At 73.1% G+C, this 23,488-nt stretch carries 21 protein-coding genes and 1 riboswitch; of the genes, 6 read left to right on the top strand and 15 right to left on the bottom strand.

The genetic code is table 11. The annotated features are described in order from the left end of the window. Window positions 1-92 precede the first annotated feature (92 nt). Window positions 93-223: riboswitch (FMN riboswitch) on the bottom strand. 351 nt (window positions 224-574) lie between these two features. Beyond that, complete coding sequence (locus tag ACZ7FF_RS34120) at window positions 575-1,330, top strand: SDR family oxidoreductase (RefSeq protein ID WP_470817253.1); 756 nt, start codon at window positions 575-577, stop codon at window positions 1,328-1,330. A gap of 35 nt (window positions 1,331-1,365) precedes the next feature. Here ACZ7FF_RS34120 and ACZ7FF_RS34115 read toward each other — a convergent pair whose 3' ends face one another. Further along, the gene (locus ACZ7FF_RS34115) at window positions 1,366-2,619 is read right to left on the bottom strand and encodes an ROK family transcriptional regulator (protein ID WP_470817251.1); all 1,254 of its coding nucleotides are present in this window, start codon (window positions 2,617-2,619) and stop codon (window positions 1,366-1,368) included. A gap of 129 nt (window positions 2,620-2,748) precedes the next feature. Here ACZ7FF_RS34115 and ACZ7FF_RS34110 point away from each other — a divergent pair, with 129 nt between their 5' ends. Next, entirely contained in the window at window positions 2,749-3,972 is a 1,224-nt protein-coding gene (locus ACZ7FF_RS34110) for an MFS transporter (RefSeq protein ID WP_470817249.1), read from the top strand. Here ACZ7FF_RS34110 and ACZ7FF_RS34105 read toward each other — a convergent pair. Then, complete coding sequence (locus ACZ7FF_RS34105) at window positions 3,932-4,390, bottom strand: acyl-CoA thioesterase (protein ID WP_470817247.1); 459 nt, start codon at window positions 4,388-4,390, stop codon at window positions 3,932-3,934. The genes ACZ7FF_RS34110 and ACZ7FF_RS34105 overlap by 41 nt on opposite strands. Before the next feature lie 237 nt (window positions 4,391-4,627). On the opposite strand from ACZ7FF_RS34105, the gene ACZ7FF_RS34100 reads away from it, so the two are divergent. The 3 genes from ACZ7FF_RS34100 (at window position 4,628) to ACZ7FF_RS34090 (ending at window position 7,870) form a co-directional block, all read left to right on the top strand. Further along, window positions 4,628-6,019 carry a uracil-xanthine permease family protein gene (locus ACZ7FF_RS34100; protein WP_470817245.1) on the top strand — a complete coding sequence of 464 codons (1,392 nt, stop codon included), beginning with the start codon at window positions 4,628-4,630 and terminating at the stop codon, window positions 6,017-6,019. Between the two features lie 137 nt (window positions 6,020-6,156). After that, complete coding sequence (locus ACZ7FF_RS34095; protein WP_470817243.1) at window positions 6,157-6,843, top strand: DUF5995 family protein; 687 nt, start codon at window positions 6,157-6,159, stop codon at window positions 6,841-6,843. A 97-nt stretch (window positions 6,844-6,940) separates the two neighbouring features. Continuing rightward, window positions 6,941-7,870 carry a TIGR03619 family F420-dependent LLM class oxidoreductase gene (locus tag ACZ7FF_RS34090; protein WP_470817241.1) on the top strand — a complete coding sequence of 310 codons (930 nt, stop codon included), beginning with the start codon at window positions 6,941-6,943 and terminating at the stop codon, window positions 7,868-7,870. Window positions 7,871-7,906: 36 nt separating this feature from the next. Here ACZ7FF_RS34090 and ACZ7FF_RS34085 read toward each other — a convergent pair whose 3' ends face one another. The 11 genes from ACZ7FF_RS34085 to ACZ7FF_RS34035 all read right to left on the bottom strand — a co-directional run bounded on the left by ACZ7FF_RS34085 (window position 7,907) and on the right by ACZ7FF_RS34035 (window position 20,446). Continuing rightward, a complete protein-coding gene (locus ACZ7FF_RS34085) occupies window positions 7,907-9,613 on the bottom strand; it encodes a flavin monoamine oxidase family protein (RefSeq protein ID WP_470817239.1) in 1,707 nt (568 codons plus the stop codon). Between the two features lie 58 nt (window positions 9,614-9,671). After that, on the bottom strand, window positions 9,672-10,460 hold the full coding sequence (locus tag ACZ7FF_RS34080; protein WP_470817237.1) for a carbon-nitrogen hydrolase family protein: 789 nt from the start codon (window positions 10,458-10,460) through the stop codon (window positions 9,672-9,674). A 253-nt stretch (window positions 10,461-10,713) separates the two neighbouring features. Beyond that, complete coding sequence (locus tag ACZ7FF_RS34075; RefSeq protein WP_470817235.1) at window positions 10,714-11,355, bottom strand: DUF4232 domain-containing protein; 642 nt, start codon at window positions 11,353-11,355, stop codon at window positions 10,714-10,716. Window positions 11,356-11,456: 101 nt separating this feature from the next. Continuing rightward, window positions 11,457-11,837 carry a DUF742 domain-containing protein gene (locus tag ACZ7FF_RS34070; RefSeq protein WP_470817233.1) on the bottom strand — a complete coding sequence of 127 codons (381 nt, stop codon included), beginning with the start codon at window positions 11,835-11,837 and terminating at the stop codon, window positions 11,457-11,459. A 7-nt stretch (window positions 11,838-11,844) separates the two neighbouring features. Continuing rightward, window positions 11,845-12,282 carry a roadblock/LC7 domain-containing protein gene (locus tag ACZ7FF_RS34065; protein WP_470817231.1) on the bottom strand — a complete coding sequence of 146 codons (438 nt, stop codon included), beginning with the start codon at window positions 12,280-12,282 and terminating at the stop codon, window positions 11,845-11,847. Beyond that, window positions 12,272-14,881 carry a sensor histidine kinase gene (locus tag ACZ7FF_RS34060; protein ID WP_470817229.1) on the bottom strand — a complete coding sequence of 870 codons (2,610 nt, stop codon included), beginning with the start codon at window positions 14,879-14,881 and terminating at the stop codon, window positions 12,272-12,274. Before ACZ7FF_RS34060 ends, ACZ7FF_RS34065 begins: the two co-directional genes overlap by 11 nt. A gap of 95 nt (window positions 14,882-14,976) precedes the next feature. Continuing rightward, on the bottom strand, window positions 14,977-16,419 hold the full coding sequence (locus tag ACZ7FF_RS34055; RefSeq protein WP_470817353.1) for an HAD-IA family hydrolase: 1,443 nt from the start codon (window positions 16,417-16,419) through the stop codon (window positions 14,977-14,979). Between the two features lie 83 nt (window positions 16,420-16,502). Continuing rightward, a complete protein-coding gene (locus tag ACZ7FF_RS34050; RefSeq protein WP_470817227.1) occupies window positions 16,503-17,579 on the bottom strand; it encodes an ABC transporter ATP-binding protein in 1,077 nt (358 codons plus the stop codon). Between the two features lie 4 nt (window positions 17,580-17,583). Next, window positions 17,584-18,405, bottom strand: coding sequence for an ABC transporter permease (locus ACZ7FF_RS34045; protein ID WP_470817225.1), 822 nt, complete (start codon window positions 18,403-18,405; stop codon window positions 17,584-17,586). Next, the gene (locus ACZ7FF_RS34040) at window positions 18,390-19,289 is read right to left on the bottom strand and encodes an ABC transporter permease (RefSeq protein ID WP_470817223.1); all 900 of its coding nucleotides are present in this window, start codon (window positions 19,287-19,289) and stop codon (window positions 18,390-18,392) included. The genes ACZ7FF_RS34045 and ACZ7FF_RS34040 overlap by 16 nt, the downstream gene beginning before the upstream one ends. After that, window positions 19,286-20,446, bottom strand: coding sequence for an ABC transporter substrate-binding protein (locus ACZ7FF_RS34035; protein ID WP_470817221.1), 1,161 nt, complete (start codon window positions 20,444-20,446; stop codon window positions 19,286-19,288). The genes ACZ7FF_RS34040 and ACZ7FF_RS34035 overlap by 4 nt, the downstream gene beginning before the upstream one ends. A gap of 213 nt (window positions 20,447-20,659) precedes the next feature. Between ACZ7FF_RS34035 and ACZ7FF_RS34030 the strand changes: the two genes are divergently transcribed. Continuing rightward, entirely contained in the window at window positions 20,660-21,400 is a 741-nt protein-coding gene (locus tag ACZ7FF_RS34030) for a GntR family transcriptional regulator (RefSeq protein WP_470817220.1), read from the top strand. 37 nt (window positions 21,401-21,437) lie between these two features. Here ACZ7FF_RS34030 and ACZ7FF_RS34025 read toward each other — a convergent pair whose 3' ends face one another. Both ACZ7FF_RS34025 and ACZ7FF_RS34020 read right to left on the bottom strand, forming a co-directional pair. Continuing rightward, window positions 21,438-21,890 (bottom strand): Lrp/AsnC family transcriptional regulator, encoded by a 453-nt coding sequence (locus ACZ7FF_RS34025; RefSeq protein WP_470817218.1) that lies wholly within the window; start codon window positions 21,888-21,890, stop codon window positions 21,438-21,440. Between the two features lie 27 nt (window positions 21,891-21,917). After that, window positions 21,918-23,405: an amino acid permease gene (locus ACZ7FF_RS34020; protein WP_470817216.1), complete on the bottom strand. Its 1,488-nt coding sequence runs from the start codon at window positions 23,403-23,405 to the stop codon at window positions 21,918-21,920. Window positions 23,406-23,488: the final 83 nt, after the last annotated feature.

The raw sequence follows: 23,488 nt of genomic DNA, 5'->3' as shown, positions 1-23,488 counted from the left end.
GGGCACACACGTCGGGCGACGCCGAGAAGGACCCGCCCGGGTACGGACGAGTCCAGATACGGCGGCGCGCACACGTGACGCATGCCCGCCCGCCGCGCACTGCCTCCCATCCGGACTTTAACCGTCGGTCCAGGAATTCCACCTGGTCAACCGGCCGCTGGAAGCGACCGGGTCGCGGACTGTAACCGCCGGTTCGGACTTTCACCGACCCCGGAGTGCGCTGCTTCTGGTACAGGGCCAGTGTGCCATGCCGGGCCCCCGCCCTGACAGGGGGCACATGTGGGTTCGCTCACAGTGTGTGCCCCTGGACTTGCGCGCCGCAGCGGCCCGGGTCAACTGCCGTGCCGCGGCCCCGCGTTGGTCTCGGTCCGGACCATTGACCGCACTGGTCTAGTCCATTTAGGGTGCGGGCGGGCCCGGCGGCGGTGACGACGGCCCTTGCCCGCCGCCGGGCCGCCAGGACCCTGGTACGGCCCGGCACGCCGGGCGTGTCACGTTTCCCGGTGCTGTCCTGTCCCATCCGGTGAGGGGTGCCCCGACCGGGGGCGCCCGGGTCCGGAGGGACGGGAACAGCATGACCACGATCCTGGTGACCGGCGGCACCGGCACGCTCGGCCGGCACGTCACCGAGCGGCTGCGCGCGGACGGGCACGAGGTGCGCGTGCTCAGCCGGCACACGCAGCCCTACGCCGTCGATCTGCGCGTGGGCGGGGCGGGCCTGGACGCCGCGCTCGCGGGGGTGGAGACGGTGGTGCACTGCGCGAGCAGTCCGCGGGGCGGCGACGAGAAGGCGGCGGAGCGTCTGATCGGGGCCGCCGAGAAGGCCGGTGTGCGCCATCTGGTCTACATCTCCATCGTCGGCGTCGACCGGGTGCCGCTCGGCTACTACCGGACGAAGCTGGCGGTGGAGGGACGGATCGAGCGGTCGGGGCTCGGCTGGACCGTCCTGCGGACGACCCAGTTCCACGATCTGCTGGTGACCCTCTTCCAGGGGCTCGCGAGGCCGCCGTTCATGGCGCTCCCGGCGGGCGTGGCGGACCAGCCGGTGGAGGTGACCGAAGTGGCCGACCGGCTGGCCGAGTTGGCGCTCGCGGCACCGGCGGGGCGGGTGCCGGACATCGGCGGGCCCGAGGTGCGTGCCTTCGAGTCGCTGGCCCGCGCCTATCTCCAGGCGACCGGGCGCCGCCGGGCGGTGGCGAACGTGCCGCTCCTCGGCCGCACCTACCGCACCTTCCGTGACGGCGGGCACCTGGCACCGGAGCGCGCGGTGGGCAAGGTGACGTTCGAGGAGTACCTGGCACGGCGGTTCGGCCCCGCCACCCGCCGCTAGCGCGGTGACCGGAAAGGTCTCACCGGGCAATACACCTAGCGCTCCCGCGGCGCGAACAGCTCGTCCTGCGCCCGGTCCCGGGCCGTCAGCAGCGCACCGCGCAGCACGGCGGCCCCGCCGAGGGTGCTCGCACGGACGTCGGTGGGCAGCGGGGACATCCGGCGCAGCCGCTCCCCCACCAGGCCGGCCAGCAGCTCGCCGCCCGCCTGCCCGATCTCCCCGCCGAGCACCACGCACCCCGGATCGAGGAGGGCGGCGACGGAGGCGGCCCCCACGGCGACCCGGTCGGCGAGCACCTCCAGAAAGCGGCCGGCGGGGGTGGCGCCGACGTCGCGGACGGGCCCCACCCCGAGTGCGGCCCCGGCGCGCACGCCCTCTCCCCGCTCCTTCGCCCGCGCCACCGCGGCCCGCACCACCTCCGCCGCGCCCGGGCCGTCCGGCGCGCCCGGCGCGGGGAGGCCGTGCTCCGCCGCCAGGGAGCACACCGCGGCGGCTCCGACCAGGGAGTGGAATCCTCCGCCGCAGTCGGTCGCCGAGGGGAGGGACACGGTGCCGGGGACGGGGAGGAAGCCGATCTCGCCGGTACCGCCGGAGGCGCCGCGGCGCAGGGTGCCGTCGAGGACGACCGCGGCGCCGACGCCATGGCCCAGCCAGAGCAGGACGAAGGTGTCCCGGTCGCGCGCGGCGCCCTCGCGCTGTTCGGCCAGGGCGGCCAGGTTGGTCTCGTTCTCCACGGTGACGCGGGCGCCGGGAAGCCGTTCCTGGAGCGCGGCTGCCAGGCTGCGGTGCCAGGCGGGCAGCCCCGCGGAGTCGCGGAGGTCGCCGGTGGCCGGGTCGATGAGACCGGGCGCGCCGATCCCGACGGTGTGCAGCGGGTCGGCCCCGGCCTCCTTGGCGGTCCGCTCCACCGCGGCCACCGCCTGCTCCACGGCGGGCCCGGTCCCCGTGTCCCCGCCGATCGGCACGGACTCCTCGGCCAGCACCCGCCCCACGAGGTCGGAGACCAGCACGAGGACCCCCTCGGTGCGCACGTCCAGCGCGGCCAGGTGGGCGCGGTCGGCGACGATGCCGTAGAGCCGCGCGTTGGGGCCCCGGCGGACCTCGCCGGACTCTCCGACCACGGCGATCAGCCCGGAGTCGGTGAGCCGTTCGACGAGGTCGGCGACGGTCGGCCGGGAGAGCCCCGTCAGCTGCTTCAACCGCCCGGCGGTCAGCGGGCCTTCCTGCTGCAGCAGCCGCAGGGCCTGCCGGTCGTTGATGGCCCGGGCGGTGCTGGGTGATGCGGGCATGACGGGATCCTCCCAGATCGGCGGACCCGGCCGCCCCGCTCGTGACGCGCTATCTATCAGGCAGGGTCCCTGATAGTTTACGGCGGGCAGCGGACGGCGGTGTCGGGGAACCTGGGGAGGGACTGGGACATGAGTGACGTGGGTCGCGCGCAGGACGCGCAGGACGAGGTCAGGCGCGCCCGGTACGCCGTGGCGGCCGTGTTCGCCGTGCACGGCGCCGTCACCGGCACCTTCGCCACCCGGGTGCCGTGGATCCAGGCACATGCCTCGCTGAGCGCGGGCCAGTTGGGGTTCGCGCTGGCCTTCACCGCCTTCGGCGCCTCGTGCTCGATGCCGCTGGCCGGCCGGATCAGTCACCGCTTCGGCAGCCGGACGGCCCTGCGCGGCCTGATCGCGCTGTGGACGCTGTCCCTCGTACTGCCGTCCCTCGCGCCGAACCTGTACACCCTGTGCCTGGCGATGTTCACCTACGGCGCGAGCGCGGGCATGGCCGACGTGGCGATGAACGCGCTCGGGGTCGAGGTCGAGCGGCTGCTGGACAGGTCGATCATGTCGGGACTGCACGGCATGTGGAGCGCCGGCGCGCTGGTCGGCTCGGCGGCCGGCACCCTCGCCGCGCACCTCGGCGCGGACGCGCGCCTGCACTTCCTGCTCACCTCGGCCGTCCTCACCGTGCTCGGCCTCGTCGCCTGCTCCTGGGTGCTGGACGTGCAGCCCGCCGAGGGCGAGGAGCCGCCGCCGAGGTTCGCGCTGCCGCCCCGCTCGGCCCTGCTGATCGGCACGGTCGGCTTCTGCGCGGTGTTCGCGGAGGGGGCGAGCCTCGACTGGTCGGCGGTGTTCCTGCACGACCGGCTGGACACCTCGGCCGGTCTGGCGGCGGCGTCCACGACCGGGTTCATGCTGACCATGGCCGTGGCGAGGATCGCCGGGGACGCGGTGGTCAACCGGTTCGGCGCGGTCCGCACGGTGCGCGCCGGCGGGTTCCTCGCCGTGCTGGGCGGGGTGCTGATCGTCCTCGCCGGGCAGCCGGCGCCCGCGATGTGCGGGTTCGCGTGCATGGGCCTCGGCATCGCGGTGGTCGTGCCGCTGTGCTTCGCGGCCGCCGGGCACGCCGGGCCCAACCCGAGCCAGGCCATAGCGGGCGTGGCGACCATCACCTACACCTCGGGACTGATCGCGCCGAGCCTCATCGGCGGGGTGGCCCAGGCGACCAGCCTGGTGGTCTCGTTCTGCGTGGTGACGGCGCTGGCGTGCGGGCTCGCGGTGTTCGCGGGCGTGCTGCGCACGGCCGAGCGCCGGGGACCCCGTGAGGTCAGCCGGCAGGCAGCAGCAGTTCCCGGCCCGCGGCCCTGAAGGCGTCGCTCCACGGCGCGGGACGCATGGTGGCCGGGTCCAGCCTGACCAGCACACGCGTGCCCCGGGCGTAGGTCTCGACCCCGTCGGCGGAGCAGAAGCGGAAGCCGTAGGTCAGGCCGGTGGTGCCGAGCCGTTCCAGCCAGAGGTGCACGGCGTAGGTGCCGGGGCGGGTGACCGGCGCCTCGTAGCCGATGCGCAGTTCCCGGACCGCGTTGCAGGCGTCGCCCGCCGCCGCCCAGTCGCCGTCGAAGCGGACGCCGTGCTCGTTCCACAGCTCGGTCCAGGCGCGCTCGACCATCAGCGGGTAGCGGGCGTTGTGCAGGAGCCCGAGCGCGTCGAGGTCGTCGAAGTGGACGGTGACGGGGATCAGCCGGCCGTGCGAGACGAGGGGTGCGGTCGGGGCTTCGGCGGTCACGGGCGGGGCTCCTGGGCGTCGCTGGCGGGGTGGTGACACCCCCGGGCGCGTTCCATACTAAGCGACCGCTCAGCACCCTCCGCCGGGGAGCTCGCCGCGCCCAGCGAGCGTTGCGATCGATCAAGGATCAGATATATGAGCATTGTTCATGAACTGGATCGTGCGAGCGTAGAGCCGCCAGGTACCCGTGACAATGGTGCGGAACGTCTTCACGTACACAGAAAGCGAAACCCCACCATGGACCTCGGCGTGCGCTGGAAACTGCACGGTGACGGGCGCACACCCGCGCCCGGAGCGGTGGTACGGCCCGACGAACGGCTCTCCTGGCCCCGGACGGTGGGCCTCGGCGCACAGCACGTGGTCGCGATGTTCGGCGCCTCGTTCGTGGCTCCCGTACTGATGGGTCTCGACCCGAACCTGGCGATCATGATGTCGGGCGTGTCGACCGTGATCTTCCTGCTCGCCACCCGCGGCCGGGTGCCGAGCTACCTCGGCTGCTCCCTGTCGTTCGTGGGTGTGGCCGCCGTGATCCGCGCGCAGGGCGGCACGAGCGCCACCGTGACCGGAGCGGTGTTCGTGGTCGGCGCCGTGCTGTTCCTCGTGGGGCTCGCGGTGCAGCGGTTCGGGGCCCGGATCATCCATGCGGCCATGCCGCCGATCGTCACCGGCGCGGTCGTCATGCTGATCGGCTTCAACCTGGCCCCCGTGACGGCGTCCACCTACTGGCCGCAGGACCAGTGGACGGCCCTGCTGGTCATGGTGTTCACCGGCCTGGCGCTGGTCTGCATGCGCGGCTTCTGGTCCCGCATCGCGATCTTCCTCGGCCTGATCTTCGGCTACGGCATCTCCTGGGCCTTCGACCGGATCTTCGGCAAGATCCACTCCATGGGCCCGAACGGCAAGGTCACCGACCACTGGCGCCTGAACCTCTCCGGTGTCTCCAAAGCCGACTGGATCGGCCTGCCGCACTTCCACGGCCCGTCCTTCCAGTGGTCGGCGATCCTGGTCGCGCTGCCCGTCGTCATCGCCCTGGTCGCGGAGAACGCGGGGCACGTAAAGGCGGTCGGCGAGATGACCGGCGACCCGCTGGACGACAAGCTCGGCACGGCGATCTCGGCCGACGGCGTCGGCTCGATGCTGTCGACCGCGGTGGGCGGCCCGCCGAACACCACCTATTCCGAGAACATCGGCGTGATGGCCGCGACCCGGGTCTACTCCACCGCGGCCTACTGGGCCGCCGCCTGCTTCGCCCTGCTCTTCGGGATCTGCCCGAAGTTCGGCGCGGTCGTCGCCGCCATCCCCGGCGGGGTGCTCGGCGGCATCACGGTGATCCTCTACGGCATGATCGGCCTCCTCGGCGCCCAGATCTGGCTGCACGCCAAGGTCGACCTGCGCAACCCGCTGAACCTGGTGCCGGCGGCCGCGGGCATCATCATCGGCGTCGGCAACGTGAGCATGAAGTTCAGCGGCACCTTCTCGCTCAGCGGCATCGCCCTCGGCACGCTCGTCGTCATCACCGGCTACCACGCGCTGCGCTTCTTCGCCCCCGCCCACCTGAAGCAGCAGGAGCCGCTGCTGGACGAGGGGACCTCCAGCTACGACGAGGATTCCCCGCCCACCAAGTCGTAGGAGCGGACGGCGGGCACGTCCCGGACGGCCCCGGTGGCGTGCCGCCGCACTCCGGTTCCCGACGTTCGTTCGCCCGTTCCGGCGAAGCGCCGGGCCGGTCGGCACACGGGCCCGTCCGAGGCTGCGACCCTTCCCCCATGACGCAGTCCGAACACGTCACCACGCCCGTCGACGCGGTCGTCTCCCGGATGCGCGCCCTCGCCGCGACGCTGCCCGAACGGGACGGCGTCGCCGTGTTCAACCGCGTCTACCTCACCGTCACCGAGGAGGTCGGCCGGCGACTGGCCGGCGGCGGGTTCCCGGACCCGCGGGCCGCGACGGAGCTGGACGCGCGGTTCGCCGGGCGGTACCTGGCGGCGGTCGACGCGGCCGCCGGGGACCGCCGCCCGCCCGCCTGCTGGCGGCCGCTGTTCCAGCTGCGCCGCCATCCCGGCGTACGGCCGCTGCAGTTCGCGCTGGCGGGGATCAACGCGCACATCGGGCACGACCTGGCGCTGGCCGTGGTGGACAGCTGTGGGCTGCTCGGCTGCGAACCGGAGGATCTGGAGGACGAGTTCGAGCGCGTGGGCGAGCTCCTCGTGTCCCTGGAGGAGCGGATCCGCGAGGATCTGATGCCGGGCTCCGACCTGCTGCAGATCGCCGACCCGCTCACCCATCTGCTGGGCGCCTGGAGCCTGGAACGGGCCCGGGACGCCGCCTGGGCGGCGGCACGCGCGCTGTGGGCACTGCGCCGCTGCAGGGACGTCGCCGACGAGTTCACCGAACGCCTCGACGCGGTGGTGGGTTTCGCCGGGCGGATGCTGCTCACGCCCCTGCCCGGCTGAGGTCGCTGGATCCGGTCCCCCCACATGCCGCGTTCGGAACGACGCGGTGAGCGCCGTACGTTGATCGTCCGGAACCCGATCACAGAGGAGTGGCGGTATGGCGACCAGGCTCGGACTCGGTCTTCCCCAGATGCGGCAGTACTCGATCGGCGAGGACGTGCCCGACGTGGCCCGCGCGGCGGAGGACATCGGCTACGACAGTCTGTGGGTCTTCGAGCGGGCCCTGTTCCCCGAACCGGCCACCCAGGGCCTGTACGGCGTCGAGGGCCTGCCCTGGCCCGACGAGTACCGCGAGGTGGCGGACCCGCTGGTCAGCCTCACCCTGGCCGCGGCGGCCACGCGGCGGGCCCGGCTCGGCACCAGCGTCCTGGTGGCGCCCCTGCACCTGCCCTTCCAGCTCGCGAGAACCCTGGCCACGCTGGACGCGGCGAGCGGTGGCCGGGTGATCGCGGGCTTCGGCACCGGCTGGTCTCTGGACGAGTACGCGGCCGCGGGCGTGCGGCCCTTCGAGGAGCGCGGCAGGGTGCTGGACGAGATCGTCGCGGTGTGCCGGGCGGTGTGGGGCCCGGACCCGGTGGTGCACGACGGGCCCCTCACGAAGATCGCGTCCGCGGTCGTCGGGCCCAAGCCGGCCCGGCCGATCCCGATCCTGCTCGCCGCGGGCGGCGGCCCGGCGATGCGGCGGCTGGTGGACCACGCCGACGGGTGGCTGCCGGTGGGCATGGGGGCCGAGCAGCTCGCCGGCCAGTGGCGTCGGCTGCGGGAGCTGGCCGAGGAGCGGGGACGCACGGAGCCCCTGCGCACGGTCCTGCGGGTGAACACGGTCCGCCTGTCCAAGGCCTACGAGGGCACGGACCGCCGGCCGTTCCAGGGCAGCGTGGACCAGATCGTGGAGGACCTGGTGGAGCACGCGCGGATCGGTCTCGACGAGATCCTCGTCGACCTCCAGAGCACGGCACGGGACGCGCAGGAGCTGAAGGACGTCGCCGCCGAGGTGTTCGAGAAGGCGCGGGCGGCCGGAGTCTGAGGCCGGCCGCCCGCGCCTCGGTCACGGTCCGCCCGGTCAGTCCTCGGGCAGTTCCACCGGGGCGATCTCGTCGTAGAGGTCACCCGGACCGGGGTTGGTCGCGTCGGTCTCGCCGCCGAGGTGGTGCATGACGCCCCAGACCGCGTTCAGCGCGGTCTGGATGGCGCCCTCGGCCCAGCCGGCCGTCCAGGAGATGTCGTCGCCCGCCAGGAAGATGCCCCGCTTGTCCGCGGGCAGCCGGTCCTGCATGAAGTGCGTGAACAGGCGCCGCTGGTAGCGGTAGTGGCCGGGCAGGTTGGCCTTGAACGCGCCCATGAAGTAGGGCTCGTTCTCCCAGGAGACGGTCACCGGGTTGCCGATGATGTGCTTCCTGATGTCGACCTTGGGGTAGATCTCGCCGAGCGACTTCAGCATGACCTCCATCCGCTCGTTCGCGGACAGCGGCAGCCACTTCAGGCTGTCGTCGCACCAGGTGTAGGACAGGCAGATCACGGCGGGCCTGTCCGGGCCGTCGTCCAGCAGGTAGGTGCCGCGGGTCATGCGGTCGGTGAGCGTCATCGACATGACGTCCCGGCCGGTCTCCTCGTCCTTGTCGAGCCAGAAGGGCCGGTCGACGGGCACGAAGAGCTTCGAGGACTCCATGTAGTGGGTCCGCTCGATCGCCGTCCAGTGGTCGATCGGGAAGAGCGAGTCGTCGCAGGCGATCTTGGACAGCAGCATCCAGGACTGGGCGGTGAAGACGGCCGCCTTGTAGGTGCGGATGTCGCCGTTCGCGTCCGTCACGGTGATCTGGTTGCCCGCGGTGCGGTGCAGCCGGGTCACGGCCGGGCGCGGCTCGCCGTCCATGTGCAGGGACTTCAGCGAGGTGCCGAGGGCCCAGTGGACGATCTTCGCGGGCTCGCGCTCCCACAGGCGCAGCGGCAGCTGCTGGGAGCCGCCGACGATGCCGCGGTGGTGGTCGTCGGCCTCGGTGTAGACGACGCGCAGGATCTCCAGGATGGAGTTCGGGAAGTCGGTGTCCCAGCCGCCGGTGCCGAAGCCGACCTGGCCGAAGATCTCGCGGTGCCGGAAGGACCTGAAGGCCTCGGAGTCGCAGAGGAAGCCGTAGAAGGTCTGGTTGTCGAGCTTCTCGACGAGCTTCGCCCAGATCTCGCGGATGCGTGGCACGTCCCGCTCGCGCATGGCGCGGTTCATGTCGGAGAAGTCGGCGCCCTCTTCGAGGCACTTGTTCCAGGCCTCGGCGACGTCCCGGTAGACCTGGGGCAGGTCGTCGATGGTCTCGGCGTAGTGCGACTCGCCCTTGAGGTCCACGACGGTCGAGGGGGTGGCCTCGGCCAGCGGGTTCGGGAAGGGCTGCGTCTCCAGGCCCACCATGTCGATGTAGTGCTGGAGGGCGGTCGAGGAGGGCGGGAAGCGCATCGCGCCCATCTCGGCGGTCAGCCCCTCCGTCCGGGCGCCGCTGCCCTCGAAGCCGACGGTGCGCAGCCGGCCGCCGATCTGGTCGGCCTCGTAGACGACGGGCTTGAGGCCCATCTTCATCATCTCGTAGGCGGCCACGATGCCGGACAGGCCGCCGCCGATGATCGCGACCTCCGTGCCGTGCTCGGTCGCGGGTATCTGGCCGAGGCCCGCCGGGTGCGCGAGGAAGTCGTCGTAGGCGTAGGGGAAGTCCGGGCCGAACATGGTGATCGGCGGCTGCTGCTCGTCGGTGTGCTCGACGGCGTTGGGCACCGTGGACGTCATGGGGTACGGACTCCTTGCGCGGAAGAACTCGGGGGAGGTTCGGGGAAGCTCGGGCGGGTCAGGTCAGGGACCCGTACAGGCCGGGGCGGCGGTCCCGCAGATAGGGGTTTGCCTCGCGGGAGGCGGCCAGGAAGGCGGGGTCGGCGTCGGCGACGACCAGTTCCTCCGCGCGTCCGGCGCGGGCGCGGGCGATGCCGTCGGGACCGGCCAGGGCGGACAGCCCGAAGAACTCGAACTCGCCCTCCGGGCCGACCCGGTTGACGTACGCGACGTACATCTGGTTCTCCCAGGCGCGCACCGGCACCAGGGACTCGGCCACGATCTGGAACGGGTGCATGTTCGCCGTGGGGACCACGAGCAGATCGGTGCCGGCCAGGGCGTGGGCGCGGACGTTCTCCGGGAACTCGACGTCGTAGCAGATCATCAGGCCGACGGTGAGGCCGTTCAGCTCGGCCTGCACGACCGGCTGCCCGCCCGGCGTGAAGTGCTCGCGCTCGGCGCAGCCGAAGAGGTGGGTCTTGCGGTAGTTCGCGAGCCGGGTGCCGTCGGCGGAGATCAGCTGGGCGGAGTTGTGGACGGTCTCGCCGTCGCGCTCCGGGTAGCCGTAGGCGATGGCCAGGCCGTGCCGGGTGGCGGTCTCGGCGACCGCGTCCGCGGACTCGCCGTCGGCGGGCTCGGCGAGGCGGCCGATGCCCTCGCCGATCGCGTAGCCGGTGAGGAACATCTCCGGTGCGGCGAGGAGCGCGGCGCCCGCGGCTGCGGCACGGCCCGCGGCCTCGTCGAGGACCTTGAGGTTCTCGGCGACGGAGCCGGGGCGGCCGGAGCTCTGGAGCAGGGCGGTGCGCATGCGGGATCCTCACCGGGGGCTGGGTTTGGGGGGCCAGAAAGAAGGTAAGGTCGGCGCGCTCGGCCGGACAAGAAGGAGCCGTTGCGCGTCCCTGCGCGGTTCGTTGCGTGGGACGGGGGAAGAACGGCGATTCGTTGCGTGCCCCGGGGCCGCTTCCCGTGTTCCCGGGTGCACCGGTGACGTGAGGGGGCTCCCCGCCCGGGCGGGGAGCCCCCTCACGTAGGTGTCTTCGGGCCGCTCGTGCGGGGCCCGCCTACTTGCCGGTGCCGACCGGGTCGACGGTGACGGCGGGGCCGCTGCCGTCCGAGACCGGGACGTTGATGCCGACGGGCAGGGTGTGCGGGTGGGTCTCGTTCGGCGGGGTGACGACGAGGCTGGTGAAGGTCTCGCCGGAGCCGCCGGAGTTGTTCGGCGGGTAGTGCAGGGTGAAGCGGGTCTCGGCGCCCGGCTTGACGCTGACCAGGGGTGCGGCCAGGTTGCTGCGCTTCGCGCTGATCGTGCCGTCCTTGCTCTTCAGGTCGGCGCCGGGGAAGCCCTTGAGGGTGCAGGCGGCCGGACCCGTGTTCTTCAGGTTGACGACGAGCGTGCCCTCGGCCATCCCGCCGGAGGTGCTGAACGCCAGCTGGGAGGTCTTGCAGGCGCCCGAGGCGCCGTGCCCGGCCGAGGTACCGGTGCCGGCGCTCGCCCGGCCGGCGGCGGTGCTCCCGCCCGCGGAGACGCCGGTGCCGCCGCTGCCCTGGGCGCCGGCGCTCTGCGCGGCGGAGGACGAGGAGCCGGAGCCGGGGGTGGAGGAGCCGTTCGTCCCGGACGCGTTGCCGTCGCCGCCCTGGCAGGCGGTGAGCGACAGGCCTGCGACGGCGGCGACGGCGAGCAGCGAGAGCTTCTGGACGCGCATGGTTCCCCTTCAGCGGTACGGGTGGTGACGTTCCAGGAGACCCCGGCGCGGGCCGCCGCGTTCCGCTCGACACCGGTCCCGTACGTGGCTGTTACAAACAGCTAGATCTCGCGGAGACGCTCCACGATCTCCCGCAGCAGCCCGGGGTCGGCGGCCGGGCCGCTGACCGGGAGGGCGCGGGGTGCGTCGATGCGGACCAGACCCGCCTCCGCGAGGTCGCCGAGCAGCACCCGGACGACGGTCAGGGGCAGGTCGGCGTCCGCCGCCAGCTCGGCGACGGGGCGCGGGCCCCGCCGGATCAGTTCGAGGAGGGCGGCCCGGGCATGGTCGACGCCGGTCGCCTGCGGGTCCGTCTCCAGCGCGGTGACCCGGGACATCAGGTCGATGGCGTGCCGGTCCGAGGGCCGGGTGCGGCCCCGGGTCACCGTGTAGGGGCGCACCATGGACCCGGTCTCGTCCTCGTACCAGTGCTCGTCGCTCACCGCGGGATCATGGGGTGGTGCGGGTGGCGGCGTCCAGATGGCGGCCGAGACGGCGGACGAGCAGGGCCATCTCGTGGGCGAGCTGGCCGACGTCGGTCCGGGCCTCGCTGAGGACCGCGAGCCGGCTGCCGTGTCCGGCCGGGGTGATGAACAGGTAGGCCTCGTCCAGCATCACCATGGTCTGCCGCACCCCACCGGCCGCGAACCGCTCCCCCGCCGACCGGGCGAGGCCGTGGAAGCCGGAGCAGACGGCGGCCAGGTGCTCGATGTCCCGCCTGCGCATCCCGTCCGAGCTGCTGAGCGGGAGGCCGTCCGCGGTGAGCAGCACGGCCTGGCGGACGTGGTCGGTGCGCGCCACGAGGTCGTCCAGCAGCCAGCCGAGGTCCGTGCCGGGTGTGCCGGCCGGTGGGACGGGCTGCTCGGGGGTCTGGTCGTCACCGTGCATCGTCGGTGTCCGTCCCTTCGTCGTCGTGGGTGGTCACGGCGTCGCTGGTCGTGTCGTCGTGCGCGGGCAGTCCCCTGCGGCCGCGGTCGAGGCCGCGCTGGAAGGCGCCGAAGATGGCCCGCATCTCGTCGGCGTCGACCTCCCGTCCGCCCTCGCTCCCCCGGGGCGCCGGCTCCTCCCGCAGCTCCGCCACGAGAGAGGCCTGCCGGACCCGCGTGGGCAGGGCGGGAACGGACGAAGAGGCATCCGCCTCGGACACGGCCCGCGTCGCGCGCCCCAGCGGGGCCTCGACCCCCGGCCCGGGCACGGCCCGCGTGTCCCGGCCCAGCGGGGACTCGGGCCTCGGCTCGGGCACGGCCCGCCCAGCCCGGTCCAGCGGGGACTCGGCCCGCGTCTCCTGGTCCAGCGAGACCTCGGCTCCCGGTCCGGGCACGGCCCGCCCAGCCCGCTCCAGCGGGGACTCGGCCCGCGGCTCGGGGCCCATCGAGACCTCGGCCCCCGGCGCGGGGACCGCCGGTGTCCCCCGGTCGGTCCGCCGTTCCTCGCCCGGGACCGTCGGCGCGTCGGTGCGCCTCCTGGACGGCAGGGGGTCGGGGGCGGTTCGGGTTCGTGACGGGAGCTGCCGTACGACCGCGTCCTCCTCGTCCGGTCGCGGTGCCCGTACCCGTCCCGCCCCGGGCGCCGCCGGCTGGATCTCCGCGAGGACGCCCTGCGGTAGCAGCACCACCGCGGTCGTACCGCCGTACGGGGAGTCGCCGAGGCTGATCTCGATGCCGTGGCGGGCGGCGAGGCGGCCGACGACGTAGAGGCCGAGCCGGTCGTGCCGGGTGGGGTCGAAGGCGTCGGGGTCGGTGAGGGTCCGCTGGGCCTCGGCGCGCACGTCGGCGTCGAGGCCGAGCCCGCGGTCGTCGATCTCCAGCACGAAGCCGCTGCCGACGTGCCCGGTGCGCAGGGTGACCTGGGTGTGCGGCGGCGAGAACACGGCCGCGTTCTCCAGGAGTTCGGCGATCAGGTGCACCACGTCGGCGACCGCGTCCGCCGCGACGCCGACCTCGGGCATCGGCGGCACGACCACGCGGGCGTAGTCCTCGATCTCGCCGACCGCGGACGCGACGACGTCCGCGATCGGTACGGGCCGGCGCCAGCGGCGGCCGGGCGTCGCGCCGGAGAGGATGATCAGGCTCTCCGCGTGCCGCCGCATGCGCGTGGTCAGGTGGTCGATGCGGAACAGCTCGCGCAGCACGTCCGGGTCGTCGGTCCGCCGTTCCAGCGTGTCCACGAGCTTCAGCTGCCGGTGCACCAGCGCCTGGTTGCGGCGCGCGATGTTGAGCAGCACCGCGAACAGCCCCCGGCGCAGGCCGGCCTGCTTCACGGCGGCCTCGACGGCGGCCAGGCGCGCGGTGTTGAAGGACCGGCCCACCTGCCCGATCTCGTCGTCATGGACCTCGTCGGCGGCGAGCGGCGGCGCCTCGGCGACCGCGTCCACCTCCTCGCCGGCGCCGAGCCGCCGCATGACGTCGGGCAGTTGGCGCCCCGTCAGGACGTCCGCGGCGTCCCGCAGGTCCTCCAGGCGGCGCGAGATGCGCCGGGCGCCGCGCACGGCGAACCACAGCGACAGCGCCACGGCGGCCAGCCCGACCGCGCCGACGACGGCCGCCTTGGTCAGCTCACGGTAGGCGAACGCCCTTCCGCGGGCGGCGGAGTTCTCCGCGGACTTCGTGCACAGCTGCATGTACCGCCGCACGGCCTGGTCGGCGGTCGACCGCCAGGTGCCCGCCGCGACGGCCCGGCCGGCCCCGCCGGCCCCGGAGCGCAGCAGCGCGTCCTCGCCGCCCACCAGTGACCGGTACAGGCTCCCGCGCTGGAACTCCTCGAACAGCGCCCGGGAGTCGGCGGGCAGGTCCGGCACGTAGGTCTGCTCGAAGACACGGCGGTCCTCGATGGCGGCGGTCAGCATGTCGTACTGCGCGCCGGTGACGGCGCCGGCCGCCCGCGCCCCGGCGACCAGCGCATCCTCCCGGGAGACGAACTCCCGCACCCGGACCAGCTCGATCACCACCTGGGCCTCGCGGGCGAGCTGCCCGGCCTGCAGGGCGGTGAGCGTGGACTGCACGTCGAAGCCGGGCTCGACGAGCGCGCTGTACTCGTCGACCGCCCGGTCCCAGGTGATGCTCCGGGAGAGCACCCGCTGACGCAGCCCGTCCAGCTTCCCGGTGGCCGCGACCACGGCGTCCAGCGCCTGCCGCTGCCGCGCCGTGAGCCGGCTGCGGTCACCGCCCTGGACCGCCTGCCGCATGGCGTCGACGGCCCGGTCGGTACGGCGCTCCTGACCGAGGAGCCCGCCGGCGGCGGCCGTGTCGAGCCGGGAGCCCAGGTAGGCGGCGGACATCCGCCGCTCGATCTGGATCTGCCCGATCGCCGTGTCCACGGGGGTGCCGAAGTCCTCGTACACCCCCTGGAGCCGGATCAGCGCGCGCAGTTCGGCGGTGACGGACACCATGGCGAAGCTCCACAGGGCCATCAGGGCGACCGCCGGGGCGAGCGCGAGCGCCACGATCCGCGTGCGGACGGTGGTGGGACGGCCGAGAGGCCAGCGCATGGGATACCTGCCGGTGTTACCAGTCGGTAGAGAGTGCGGCACAACTTACGGGACGGTCACCCCGTACCGCAACGGTGACCTGCGGTAACCCCAGGTCACCTCGGCGGCAGCGCGAACGTGGTGAGGACCGCCGCGTGGTCGGAGGGCCAGTCGTTGTCCGCCACGTCCGGCCAGGGGCGCGGACGGCCGGTGACGACGGTCCGCGCGTCCAGCACGGCCAGGCCCCGGTGCAGGACGAAGTCGATCCGGTCCTGCGGCTCCGGCCGCCCGCTGCCGTCCTCGTGCACCGGGTGGATCGGCGACCAGGTGTGCCCGGGTTCGGCGACGGGGTCGGGGTGCGCCTGCCGGTAGGAGTCGGCGAGGCCCGCCTCCTCGGCCGCCTTGGTCACCGGCCACTCCACGTCCGGCCAGTCCAGGTGCGAGGGGCAGTTGAAGTCGCCGACGAGCACGACCGGGACGCCCTCGGACGAGGACTCGCCGATCCGGCGCAGCGCGTCCCGCATCTGCGTGAGCCGCAGCTCCTCGTGGGCGATCAGCTCGGCCGCCGGCAGCCCGTCGAAGGCGGACTCGTACGGCCCGTACGGCGTGTAGTGCAGGTGCGCGGTCCACACGTCGACCTCGCGGCCGGGCGCCACGGCGACGCGGACGCCCGCGGCACCGTAGAAGCCGACCTCGGGGTCGCCGAAGCGGGCGGTGATCGGGTGGCGGCTGATGACGCCGAGGTTCTCGCCGGCCCGGTGGTGGTGCCAGCCGAGGGCGTCGGCCAGCTCCTGGGCCGCGGTGGCGGCGGTCTCCTGGAGCCCGACGACGTCCGCCCCGCTCTCCAGGATCACCTTGAGCTGCTTGGCCCGGTGGTCGTCGACCATGCCGCCGCCGAGCCACAGGTTCCAGCTCATGACGGTCAGTTCGGGCGCGACCATGCGGCCCAGCGCCTCGGCCGTGAGACCGGCCAGGGTGTCGCGCACGGTCCGGCCGGGCGCGGCGCCGATGGGGGCGAGCGACGGCACGGCGAGCACGGCGCACCCGGCGGCCTCGGCGGAGGCCACGCCGGTCTCGGTGTCCTCGACGGCCACGCAGGCCGCCGGGTCGACGCCGAGGGCGCGGCAGGCGGCGAGGTAGGGGTCGGGCTCGGGCTTGGTGCGGGCGGTGTCGTCGGCGGTGACGGAGGCCGCGAACCGGTCGGCGCCCAGGGCGTCGAGGACCACGTCGGCGACCGCGCGCGGGGACGCCGTGACCAGGGCGGTGCGGACGCCCGCGGCGGCCAGCGCGTCCAGCAGGGCGAGGGCGCCGGGGCGCGGCACGATCCCGGTGCGCACACGCTCGGCGAACTCGCGGTGCAGGTCGGCCGCGAGCTCGGCGTCCGGCCGGCCGGTGGCCGCGCCGAGCCAGGCCGCGGTGTGCTCGACCGGGCGGCCGAGCACGTCCGGCTGGTCCGCCTCGGTCAGCGGACGGCAGGCGACCTGTTCGACCGCCTCCCACCACAGGCGCTCGGTGTCCACGAGCGTGCCGTCCATGTCGAACAGGACGGCCTGCGGCAGGCGGGCCGGGGTGTGCGGGTGCGGGCGGGCGGGGGTGTGGGGGGTCGCCCGTCGTTCGTGGGGGGTCACGTGGGAGTCATTCCTCATTTCTGGGTACGTTCGGCCACGAGCACGGGGCGCTCCGGCAGCGACACGGCGACGGCGGCTCCGGCGCCGAGCCCGATGGCCTCGTGCGCGGGCAGGTCGGCCTTGGCCTCGGTGCCGTCGGCGAGCCGTACGGTGAGGCGGACGACCGCGCCGAGGAAAGCGGTGGCGACGATCCGGGCGTCGCCCTGCTCGTCGGCGCGCACATGGACGGCCTCGGGCCGCACCAGCACGTCCACCGCGCCGTCCGGCACCTCGCCCTCGGCGGGCAGCCGCTGTCCGAGCACCTCGACCGTGCCGTCGGCCAGCTCGCCCGGGAGCCGGCTCATGGTGCCGACGAACTCCGCGACGAACGCGGTGGCGGGGCGGCCGTACAGCTCGGCGGGCGGGGCGCACTGTTCGAGCCGGCCGGCGCGCATGACGGCGACCCGGTCGGCCACCGACAGGGCCTCCTCCTGGTCGTGGGTGACGAAGAGGGTGGTGATGCCGAGTTCCTGCTGGAGCCGGCGGATCTCCTCGCGCAGGGTGAGCCGCACCTTGGCGTCGAGCGCGGACAGCGGCTCGTCGAGCAGCAGGACGCGCGGGCGCAGGGCGAGGGCGCGGGCGAGCGCGATGCGCTGCTGCTGCCCGCCGGAGAGCTGGTGCGGGTAGCGCTGCCCCTTGTCGCCGAGGCCGACCAGCTCCAGCAGTTCGGCGGCACGGGCGCGCCGTTCGGCCGTGCGCACGCCTCGCATGCGCAGCCCGAAGGCGACGTTGTCGACGGCGCTCAGGTGCGGGAAGAGGCTGTACGACTGGAAGACCATCCCGGCGTCGCGGCGGTGGGCCGGGACACGGGTGACGTCCTCGCCGTCCACCAGCACCGCGCCGGAGTCGGGGTGTTCGAACCCGGCGAGCATGCGCAGGGCGGTGGTCTTGCCGCAGCCGGACGGGCCGAGCAGGGCCAGGAACTCGCCCGGCCGGACGGTCAGGTCGAGCCCGTCGAGGGCGACGGTGGCACCGAACTCGCGCCGCAGACCCCGGAATTCGACGGTCGCGGCCTTCTCTGCGGTGGCCTTCTCAAGCGTGGTGGCGGTCATGGTGTCATCCCCGGGAAGGAGCGGTTCGGTTGCGTCCGCCGCCGGCACCGGCGAGCGCGAGGAGCAGGGCCCAGGTGACGAGCAGGCTGAGCACGGAGACGGCGACGGACATCTGGGCCTGGTCGCCGCCGACGTTGTAGATCCACACGGCGAAGGGCTGGTAGCCGAGCAGCTGGGCGACGGTGAACTCGCCGAGGACCAGCGCCAGCGTGAGGAACGCCGCGTTCAGCAGGGCGCCGCGCAGATTGGGCAGGACGGCCCGCACGAGCGCCTGGGGCCAGGAGGCGCCGCAGCTGCGGGCGGCCTCCACGAGGGTGCGCACGTCCATGGCGCGCAGTCCCGCGTCCAGCGCCCGGTACACGAACGGCAGCGCCATCACGACGTACGCGAGGACCAGCACGACCGGGAAGTCCGGGTTCTGGATCGCGACGAAGGTCTCGAACAGCGGTGTGCGGGACAGGTGGTCCGGGCCCCACTTCAGCACGGTCACGATGCCGGCCACGAAGGCGATCGGCGGCACCACGAGCGGCAGCGAGCAGACCACCTCGACCACCGGCCGCAGCCGGGGCGCGCCGAGCCGGAGCGCCACGACCGCGGGCACCATCAGCAGCAGGACGACCACGATGGTGGCGACGGCCAGCTCCAGCGAGAGCACCAGGCTGGAGAGGAAGCCGTCGGTGGAGAGGATCCTGGTGTAGGCGTCGAAGCTGACGCCCTGGCCGGGCACGTCGACGGTGAACACGACGGACGCGGCGAGCGGCACCAGGAAGTACAGGGCGGCGAGGCCGAGGACGGCCCACCGCCAGGGGGTCAGGCGTCGAGCCATCGGGCGCTCCGGCGTTGCAGGGGCAGGTACACGGCCATCACCAGGCCGGCCACCAGGACCATGTCGAGGCTGAGGGCGAGCGCGACGTTCTCCTGGCCGACCAGCACGTTGCCGGACAGGGCGTCGGCGATCTGCAGGGTGACCAGCGGGACCGCGCTGCCGACCATGGCGGCCGCGGTGGCGTAGGCGGCGAAGGCGCTGCCGAACAGCAGCACCAGGCCGCCGAGCAGCGAGGGCGCGAGCACGGGCAGGGCCACGTGCCGCCAGTACTGCACACCGGTGGCGCCGTTGTTCAGCGCGGCCTCCCGCCACTGGGTGCGCAGCCCGTCGAGCGCGGGGGTGATGGTGAGGACCATGAGCGGGATCAGGAAGTACAGGTAGACGAGGACCAGGCCCGAGAAGCTGTAGAGGTCCCAGCCGTGGTCCTTCAGGCCCAGGTGCACCGTCAGGACGCCCGCGTTGCCGAGGGTGGCGACGAAGGCGAAGGCCAGCGGGACGCCGCCGAAGTTGGCGAGCACCCCGGAGGCGGTCAGCACGGCCTCGCGCAGCGCCCGGGAGCGCGAGCTGACGACGGCCTGGGCGAGCGGCAGCCCGAGCAGGGCTCCGAGCGCGGCGGAGACCGCGGACAGCTTGACGCTGCCGAGCAGGGCGGTGAGGTACGGGCCCTGCAGCGAGGTGGTCATGTTGGCGCCGGTGTAGGAGGTGGCGCCCGTGGTGGCGTCCTTGACCGTGAAGGCGCCGTTCAGGATGGCGAGGGCGGGCAGGCCGAAGGCGATGGCCGTGAAGACCAGCAGCGGTACGACGGCGAGCCAGCCGGGGACGCGGCGCCGTCGCTTCGTCGAAGCGACGGGCGCCACGTCCGCGCGCGGGAGGGCGGCGGTCATCCGGAGACGGCCTTACCCCAGCCCTCGGCGATGACCGTCTTGGCCTTGCCCTGCTGGGCCTCGGTCGGGAAGGAGGGCGTCCCGGTGACCTTCGGGAGCTTGGCGGCTGCCGTCTTGTCGAGGGTGCCGGCGCTCTCCATGGAGGTCATCAGGGCCGGGCGGGCGTAGCCCTTGAGCCACAGGTTCTGGCCCTCGGCGCTGTACAGGTACTCCTGCCACAGGCGGGCGGCCGCCGGGTGCGGGGCGCTCTTGTTGATGGCCTGGGAGTAGTACTGGGCGTACTGGCCGTCGCTCGGGATGGCGACCTTCCAGTCGACGCTCTTGGACTTGAACTCGTCGGCGTAGCCGGCGTTCAGGTAGTCCCAGTCGATCGAGATCGGCGTCTCGCCCTTCTCGACGGTGGCCGGGGTGGACTCGACGGGCGTGTAGTTGCCGCTCTTCTTCAGCTTGGCGAAGAAGTCCAGGCCGGGCTGGATGTCGTCGAAGGAGCCGCCGCTCGCGAGGGCCGCCGCGTAGACGCCGCCGAAGGCGGAGCCGGACTTGGTGGGGTTGCCGTTCAGCGCGACCTGGCCCTTGTACTGGGGCTTGAGCAGGTCCTTGAAGGAGGCCGGGCACTCCTTGACGCGCTTGGCGTCGCAGCCGATGGAGATGTAGCCGCCGTAGTCGTTGAACCAGCGGGCCTGCGGGTCCTTCTGGACGGCCGGGATGTCGTTGAAGGAGGTCACCTTGTAGGGCGCGAGCAGGCCCTGCTGGGCGGCGCTGAGGGCGAAGGAGCTGCCGAGGTCGAGGACGTCGGGGGCGCGGTCCTGGCCCTTGCGGGAGGTGACGGCGTTGATCTCGTCCTGGCTGGAGCCGTCGGGGCTCTCGTCCTGGATCTTGATGCCGTACTTCTTCGTGAAGCCGTCGATGAGGGCGCCGTAGTTCGCCCAGTCGCGGGGCACCGCGATGATGTGCAGCGTGCCCTCCTTCTTGGCCGCCTTGACCAGGGCGTCCATGCCGCCGAAGTCGGCCGCGGAGGTGGCGGTGGCGGCGTTCTTGCCGTCCTTGGTCGTGGTCGACGCGTTGTCGGGGGCGGCGCCGCAGGCGCTCAGGGCGAGCGCGGCGACGACGGCGAGGGAACCGCCGAGGACGGCGTTTCTCGGCAGGGACACGGTCACGATCTCTCCAGGGGTGCACACGAGGGTTGAGGCAGTGCGGAGAACTTGTCTGAACAAGTTGCGTCACAGTACGCCCGGTCCCGGTGTCCTGTCTGTAAACGGGAGCGAAACTTTGGACCCTGCTTGGCTGCACAATCCAGACCGTTTCAGATCACGCTCAGGTCTCGATTAGGCTGGTCACGCTGTGCACAGCGACCTACGCAGAGGGGAAGCATGACGGCGCGACACGAGGAGATCGCCGACGAGCTCCGGCGAGCCATCGACCGCGAGCAGTACACGGTCGGCAGCCGCCTGCCCTCGGAGTCGGAACTGGCCGCGCACTACGGTGTCTCACGCGGCACGGTCCGGCAGGCGGTCGCCGCCCTCACCGCCGAGGGCCTGATCGGCTCCCGCCAGGGCGCCCGGCGTGTCGTGCTCGCCAGCCGGCGCAGCCAGAGTTTCGAGGAGCTGCGCAGCTTCGCCCAGTGGGCCCGCGCCATGGGCCGCGAGGCCACGGGCCACGTGGTGTCGCAGCAGTCCCGCCCGGCCACCCACGAGGACGCGGTGCGCCTCCAACTGCCCCTCGGCGCACCGGTGTTGCACGTACTGCGGGTGCGCGGCCTGGACGGCGAGCCGGTGCTCCTCGAACGGACGGTCTACGCCGACTGGATCTCGCCCGCGGTCGAGGCCATAGAGCCGGAGTGCCCCTCGGTCACCCAGCGCCTGTACGACGACACGGGGCTGGTCTTCGCGTACGGCGAGCACGTGATCGACGCGGTCTCCGCCGGGGCGCAGGACGCCGAGCTGCTGGGGGTCCGCCGCACGAGTCCGCTGCTGCGGGTGCGGCGGGTGACGACGACCCGGGAGGGCCGCCCGGTGGAGTGGTCCGACGACCGCTACCGCTCGGACGCGGTGAGCTTCAGCGTCCACAACTCCATCGGGAACAACGCCCTGGCGCGGAAGACCGCGGAGTAGGGCCCCCGGAGACGCTCCGCCACGCCGCCGGCCGCCCCTACCCGGGCGCCCCGGAGGAGAAGCGTCGCAGCAACGGCGAGAGCACCAGCACCGACTTGGTCCGCTCGACGAACGGCTCCCCGGCGATCCGCTCCAGCACCCGCTCGAAGTGGCGCATGTCGGAGGCGAAGACCTGGACGACCGCGTCCGCCTCCCCGGTGACGGTGGAGGCGGCCACGACCTCCTGGTAGCGCTCCAGGCCCCGCTGGATGGTGTCGGGCGAGGTGTTGCGCCGGCAGTAGATCTCGACGAACCCCTCGGTCTCCCAGCCGAGCGCCGCCGGATCCACCCGTACGGTGAATCCGGTGATGGCTCCGTTGGCCCGCAGCCGGTCCACGCGCCGCTTGACCGCGGGCGCGGACAGGCCGACCATCTGCCCGATGTCCGCGTAGGAGCGGCGGGCGTCCTCGGCGAGGGCGTGCACGATGCGTTCGTCGAGATCGTTCAGCACTGGGGGTGGTTCACTTCTTCGGTTCGGTCACTTCTCTGCCGTCGCCACGAGGTGCTCACCGGTCGCGAGACGGGAACGGCGATGGCCGTACACGAAGTAGAACACGAGCCCGACCGCCATCCAGACACCGAACACGACCCAGGTGACGGCGGACAGGCTGCCCATCATCCAGACGCAGAAGAGGAAGCCCACGGCGGGCAGCACCGGCGACAGCGGCACGCGGAAGGTGCGGTTCATGTCCGGGCGGGTCCGGCGCAGCACCACCACGGCCACGTTGACGAGGGCGAAGGCGAACAGCGTGCCGATGCTGGTGGCGTCCGCCAGCTGGCCGAGCGGGACGGCCGCGGCGAGGACACCGCAGAACACGGACACGATGACCGTGTTGGCGCGCGGCGCGCCGGTCTTCGGGTGGACCCTGGCGAAGACCTTGGGCACCAGGCCGTCGCGGGCCATGGCGAAGAGGATGCGGGTCTGGCCGTAGAGCACGGTCAGGACGACGCTGGCGATGGCGATGACGGCGCAGAAGGCCAGCAGGGTGGCCCAGAAGCTCTGGCCGGTGACGTCCTTCATGATCTGGGCGAGCGCGGCCTCGGAGTCGTTGAACCTCCGCCAGGGCTTCGCGCCGACCGCGACGGCGGCGACCAGCACGTACAGCGCCGTCACGATGACCAGGGACAGCATGATGGCGCGCGGCAGGTCGCGCTGGGCGTTCTTGGCCTCCTCACCGGCGGTGGAGGCGGCGTCGAAGCCGATGTACGAGAAGAACAGCGTGGCGCCGGCCGCGCTGACGCCGCCCATGCCGAGCGGCATGAAGTCGGCGTAGTTGCCGGACTTGAAGCCCATGAAGCCGATGGCGCAGAACAGGACCAGCGCGGCGATCTTCACACACACCATGACGGTGTTGGCGCGCGCGGACTCCTTGGCGCCGCCGAGCAGGAACACCATCGCGAGCAGCACGACGATCAGGGCGGGGAGGTTGAAGATGCCGCCCTGGCCGGGCGGGGCCGACAGGGCCGTCGGGATGGTGACGCCGATCGTGCCGGCCAGCAGCTCGTTCAGGTACTCGCCCCAGCCGACGGCCACGGCGGCGACCGAGACGCCGTACTCCAGCAGCAGGCACCAGCCGCAGACCCAGGCGATCAGCTCGCCCATCGTTGCGTACGCGTACGAGTACGAGGAGCCGGAGACCGGGATGGTGCCGGCCAGCTCGGCGTAGGACAGGGCCGAGAACAGCGCGGTGAGGCCGGCGATCACGAAGGAGAGGGTGACGGCCGGGCCCGCCTTCGGGACGGCCTCGCCAAGGACGACGAAGATGCCGGTGCCGAGTGTGGCACCGATGCTGATCATGGTCAGCTGCCACAGCCCGAGGGAGCGCCGAAGTGCTCCTCCCTCACCCTGGCCGCCCTCCGCGACCAGGCGTTCCACCGGCTTGCGACGCATGAGGCGCGCGAGGGCGCCCGGGGACGCCGGGGCGGACGTTGTCTGGTTCTGCGAGGGTGCGCCTTGGTCGAGCACGCGCTGGCTCCTTATCGCTGCCGGTCGTCGGGGACGGGGACCGGTGGCAGCCCCGCACGGGCGGGCACCGACCGAGCGGGACC

It is taken from the genome of Streptomyces sp. NPDC037126 (assembly GCF_055605965.1).
Note: the sequence above shows the minus strand (reverse complement) of the source record. Positions and strands in the feature narration are given on the sequence as shown.